Origin of the sequence: Pseudomonas sp. CM27 (genome assembly GCF_013179515.1) — a bacterium.
Classification (GTDB): domain Bacteria; phylum Pseudomonadota; class Gammaproteobacteria; order Pseudomonadales; family Pseudomonadaceae; genus Aquipseudomonas.
Genome location: NZ_JABMCN010000343.1, coordinates 1 through 5,100, shown reverse-complemented (window position 1 = coordinate 5,100; position 5,100 = coordinate 1). Strand labels below are relative to the sequence as shown.

Here is a 5,100-nt window from a genome sequence, read left to right as displayed (position 1 = left end):
CGGCCGCTCTCCTTGCCGACTGAATGCCAGTGCCGCCAGCGCGGCGTTGAAGCCATAAAGTCCAAGCCATGCCGCCTGGAAATCGCCGGCTAGCCAAGCTACGCCGGCGCCTAGCAATGAGCCAATTATCGCCCAGGTGGCGGCATAGGGATTAGCCAGGTACAAACCGCCGACGATCAGCAGCCCTGCCATGGGCTGGTCCAGTAGAAAGATCTGGCCTACTCCGCGAAGCACGGCAGATAGAGGGGCTGCGTCGACCGATGCCGAGGTGCCGGGATCGGCCAGTAGCAGCGTGGTCCAGCCCAACAGCACGAACGGCGCGGTATAGGCGACCAGCAGCTTGCCACCGCGCTTGCGCCACTGGTGGGTAATGATGCTGGACAGGCCACCCGCAGCGATGATCAGCGGCGGCAGAATGACCGACCAGGGCAGCACGGCGCTGATCAGGATGCCGATCAGCACGCCGTTGTAGCAGTACAGCCCGGCCTGGCGGTCGGCGCGGTCGTAGCCGCGGGCCTGGGCGGTCAGCAGGCCGGCCAGGGCGCCGAGCAGGGCGCCGCCGACCAGGCTGGGCGCGGTGAGCAGGATGGCCAGCAGGCAGCACAGGCCGCACAGGGGGCTGCGCAGCAGCAGTACCTGGCTGAAGCCGTTGAGTATAGCCGTGGCCCAGTCGGGGCACGGGTTGACGGAATTTTTGCTGTACATGGGGCAGTCAGTGAGGTGGGTGGAGGGCGGTGGGCCTCTTTGGGCCTCAGGTTTTCCGCAGGTGTGCTTTCAGTGTTGGCGGAGGGCTGCGCCCTCCATTCGCCGGCAAGCCAGCTCCCACAGGGGGCGCAAAGCGCCCCCTGCAATCTCAGATCAAGGTCTCGATCCGCAGGGTGTTAGTCGACCCCGGCTTGCCGAAAGGCACACCGGCAGTGATCAGCAGCGTGTCGCCACGGGTTGCCATACCCTGCGCCTGGGCAATTTCCAGCGCAGTTGAAACCACCTCGTCAACCTGACGCAGGCGGTCGTTGACCACCGAGTGCACACCCCAGGCCACGCTCAGGCGGCGCGCGGTGTTCAGGTTTGGCGTCAGGTTGAGGATCGGTGCCCGTGGTCGCTCGCGCGCAGTACGCAGGGTAGAGGCGCCCGACTCGCTGTAGTTGACCAGCACCGCCACCGGCAGGATGCCGCTGATGCGGCGAATCGCGCAGCTGATGGCGTCCGACACGGTAGCCTCGGCCTTCGGCCGGCCAACATCCAGCTGGGCCTGGTAGTCCGGGCCGTTTTCTACCTGACGGATGATCTTGCTCATCATCTGCACGGCTTCGAGCGGGTAGTCACCCGAGGCCGTCTCGGCTGACAGCATGACCGCATCGGCACCTTCGGCCACGGCGTTGGCCACGTCGGTGACTTCGGCACGGGTCGGGGCGGGCGAAAAGCGCATGGACTCGAGCATCTGCGTGGCCACCACCACCGGTTTGCCCAGCTGGCGGCAGGTAGCGATGATGCGCTTCTGGATCTGCGGCACGCTTTCGGCCGGTACTTCCACGCCCAGGTCGCCACGGGCCACCATGATCGCATCTGCCAGTTCGGCGATGGCTTGCAGTTGCTCGACCGCCGAAGGTTTTTCGATCTTGGCCATCAGGTAGGCGCGGTCGCCAATCAGCTGGCGCGCCTCGACGATGTCTTCCGGGCGCTGCACGAATGACAGGGCCACCCAGTCCACGCCCAGTTCCAGGCCGAAGGCCAGGTCGCGGCGGTCTTTTTCGGTGAGCGGGGAGAGATCGAGTACCGCTTGCGGCACGTTGACGCCCTTGCGGTCGGACAGCTCACCACCGTTCAGCACTTCGGTGTCGATGGCGTCGCTGTGCTTGGCGGTAACCCGCAGGCGCAGCTTGCCATCGTCCAGCAGCAGGTCCATGCCCGGCTCCAGCGCGGCGATGATTTCCGGGTGTGGCAGGTTGACCCGGTGGCTGTCGCCCGGGGTTTTGTCCAGGTCCAGGCGCAGCGCCTGGCCGCGTTGCAGCTGCACCTTGCCCTCGGCAAAACGGCCGACGCGCAGCTTTGGCCCTTGCAGGTCCATGAGGATGCCCAGCGGGTAGTTGAGCTGCTGCTCGACTTCACGGATCCACTGGTAGCGCAGGGCGTGGTCGGCATGTTCGCCGTGGCTGAAGTTGAGGCGGAAGATGTTCACCCCGGCTTCGACCAGCTGGCGGATGTCATCGATGCCATTGATCGCAGGGCCAAGGGTGGCGAGGATTTTGACTTTTTTATCAGGCGTCATGATTGGGCAGTCTCGAGGATCAGGATGGCGCGGAAGTCGTTGACGTTGGTGCGGGTCGGCTCGGTGACGATCAGCGCATCCAGTGCGGCGAAGTAGCCGTAGCCGTTGTTGTTGTCCAACTCGTCGCTGGCCGACAGGCCCAGGGCCTCGGCGCGGGCGTAGCTGCCTGGGGTCATGAAGGCGCCGGCGTTTTCTTCCGAGCCGTCGATGCCGTCGGTATCACCGGCCAGGGCATACACGCCCGGCAGGCCTTTGAGGCTTTCGGTGAGGCTGAGCAGGAACTCGGCGTTGCGCCCGCCACGGCCATTGCCGCGTACGGTCACGGTGGTTTCGCCGCCGGACAGGATTACGCAGGGCGCCTTCAAAGGCTGGCCGTACTGGACGATCTGCCGGGCGATACCGGCGTGCACCTTGGCCACTTCGCGCGATTCACCTTCCAGATCGCCGAGGATCAGCGGGCTGAAACCGGCCTGACGGGCTTTGACCGCCGCTGCCTCAAGCGACTGCTGGGGCTTGGCGATCAACTGGAAGTGGCTGCGGGCCAGGGCCGGGTCATCGGCCTTGACGGTTTCCGATGCGGGGTTGTTGAGCCAGTCGATAACGGCTTTCGGTGCTTCGATGTTGTAACGCTTGAGGATGGCGAGCGCATCGGCCGAAGTGCTCGGGTCGGCCACGGTGGGGCCGGAGGCAATTACCGTGGCGAGGTCGCCGGGTACATCGGAAATCGCATAGGTGTAGACCGTGGCCGGCCAGCAGGCCTTGGCCAGGCGGCCGCCTTTGATCGCCGAGAGGTGCTTGCGTACGCAGTTCATCTCGCCGATGGTGGCGCCGGATTTCAGCAGCGACTTGTTGATCTGCTGCTTGTCCGCCAGGGTCAGGCCCTCGGCAGGCAGGGCCAGCAGCGCCGAGCCACCGCCAGACAGCAGGAAGATGACGCGGTCGTCTTCGTTGAGGTTGCTGACCAGCTCCAGCACGCGCTTGGCCACGGCCAGGCCGGCGGCATCAGGGACCGGGTGGGCGGCTTCGACCACTTCGATCTTCTGGCAGTTGGCGCCGTGGCCATAACGGGTCACGACCAGGCCAGAGACTTCGCCCTGCCAGCTTTTCTCGACCACTTCGGCCATGGCGGCTGCGGCCTTGCCGGCGCCGATGACGATGACCCGGCCGCTACGGTCGGCGGGCAGATAGGGTTCGAGGACTTGGCGGGGGTGGGCGGCAGCGATGGCTGTGTCGAACAGCTCGCGGAGAATTTTTTGCGGATCGACCGACATGGCAGGCTCCCAGTTATTGTTGTTCTGCAGAATCAAAAACGCCCCTGGAACTGCCTCCGTGCAGGCCGAACCAGGGGCGGGTGTTGCTCGGTGTCACCTTATGAGCCTGTGGTCGCAGGTTCATCGGTGTGGAATTCATCGCGGGCAGGCCAGCTCCCACAGGTACAGCACAGGATTGAGGGATTGTGCGGTCCCTGTGGGAGCTGGCTTGCCGGCGATCGGGCTGCGCAGCAGCCCCCGAATTCGAATTACTTGTCGCCGCGGATCGAGAAGTTGGCCATGTGCTCCAGGCCTTTGATCAGCGCCGAGTGGTCCCAGTTGCCGCCACCCAGGGCCTGGCAGGTGTTGAACACTTGCTGGGCGTTGGAGGTGTTGGGCAGGTTGATGCCCAGTTCCTTGGCGCCCTGCAGGGCCAGGTTCAGGTCTTTCTGGTGCAGGTTGATGCGGAAGCCTGGGTCGAAGGTGCCCTTGATCATGCGCTCGGCATGCACTTCGAGGATTTTCGACGAGGCGAAACCGCCCATCAGTGCTTCACGCACCTTGGCAGGATCGGCGCCGTTCTTGGCGGCGAACAGCAGTGCTTCGCTGACGGCCTGGATGTTCAGGGCGACGATGATCTGGTTGGCGACCTTGGCGGTCTGGCCGTCGCCGTTGCCGCCCACGCGGGTGATGTTCTTGCCCATGGCTTCGAACAGCGGCAGTGCGCGCTCGAAGGCTTTCGGGCAGCCACCGACCATGATGCTGAGGGTCGCGGCCTTGGCACCGACTTCACCACCGGACACCGGGGCGTCCAGGTAGGCGGCGCCGGTGGCCTTGATTTTTTCGGCGAAGGCTTTGGTGGCGGTCGGCGAGATCGAGCTCATGTCGATCACTACCTTGTTCGGGCCGACGCCTTCGGCCACGCCGTTTTCACCGAACAGTACGGCCTCGACCTGTGGGGTGTCGGGGACCATGACGATGATGAATTCGGCTTCCTGGGCAACTTCTTTAGGGTTGGCCAGGGCCACTGCACCGGCTGCGATCAGGTCGGCAGGGGCGGCGTCGTGGTGAGTGGAAACGAACAGGCTGTGACCTGCTTTTTGCAGGTTGTGGGCCATGGGCTTGCCCATGATGCCGGTGCCGATGAAACCGATTTTAGCCATGAGAGATTACCTCGTTGTATTTGTTGAATCTCGATGGAACAGGGCAGCACAGTCCTCCTGTTGGACACAAAACTCCTGTGGGAGCGGGTTTACCCGCGAAGCAGGCACCGCGGTGGATGGCACCGGCTTTGCCGGTGTTCGCGGGTGAACCCGCTCCCACAAGGTCAATTGTGTGTCACAGGGTGTGAGCAGCCTTCAGATTGCGTTGTGGGTCTTCAGCCAGCCCAGGCCGGCTTCAGTGGTGGTCAGCGGCTTGTATTCCGCGCCCACCCAGCCCTGGTAGCCGATGCGGTCCAGGTGCTCGAACAGGAAGCGGTAGTTGATCTCGCCGGTGCCTGGCTCGTTGCGGCCGGGGTTGTCGGCCAGCTGGATATGGTTGATCAGCTTCAGGTTGGTTTCCATGGTGCGAGCCAGGTCA

General features: G+C 64.3%; 5 protein-coding genes. All 5 read right to left on the bottom strand.

Translation table 11 applies throughout. The features are described from left to right. Positions 1-705 (bottom strand): urea transporter (locus HP547_RS27270; protein WP_172288538.1); only part of this gene is annotated, 705 nt, incomplete at its 3' end. A 148-nt stretch (positions 706-853) separates the two neighbouring features. Continuing rightward, positions 854-2,269, bottom strand: coding sequence for a pyruvate kinase (gene pyk / locus HP547_RS27265; protein WP_172288536.1), 1,416 nt, complete (start codon positions 2,267-2,269; stop codon positions 854-856). Next, the gene (locus HP547_RS27260) at positions 2,266-3,540 is read right to left on the bottom strand and encodes a glycerate kinase (RefSeq protein WP_172220456.1); all 1,275 of its coding nucleotides are present in this window, start codon (positions 3,538-3,540) and stop codon (positions 2,266-2,268) included. Before HP547_RS27260 ends, pyk begins: the two co-directional genes overlap by 4 nt. A gap of 248 nt (positions 3,541-3,788) precedes the next feature. Continuing rightward, positions 3,789-4,682 carry a 2-hydroxy-3-oxopropionate reductase gene (locus HP547_RS27255; protein WP_172288534.1) on the bottom strand — a complete coding sequence of 298 codons (894 nt, stop codon included), beginning with the start codon at positions 4,680-4,682 and terminating at the stop codon, positions 3,789-3,791. A 195-nt stretch (positions 4,683-4,877) separates the two neighbouring features. Continuing rightward, positions 4,878-5,100, bottom strand: a 223-nt coding sequence (locus HP547_RS27250) for a TIM barrel protein (RefSeq protein WP_256676459.1), incomplete at its 5' end; no start/stop codon positions are given.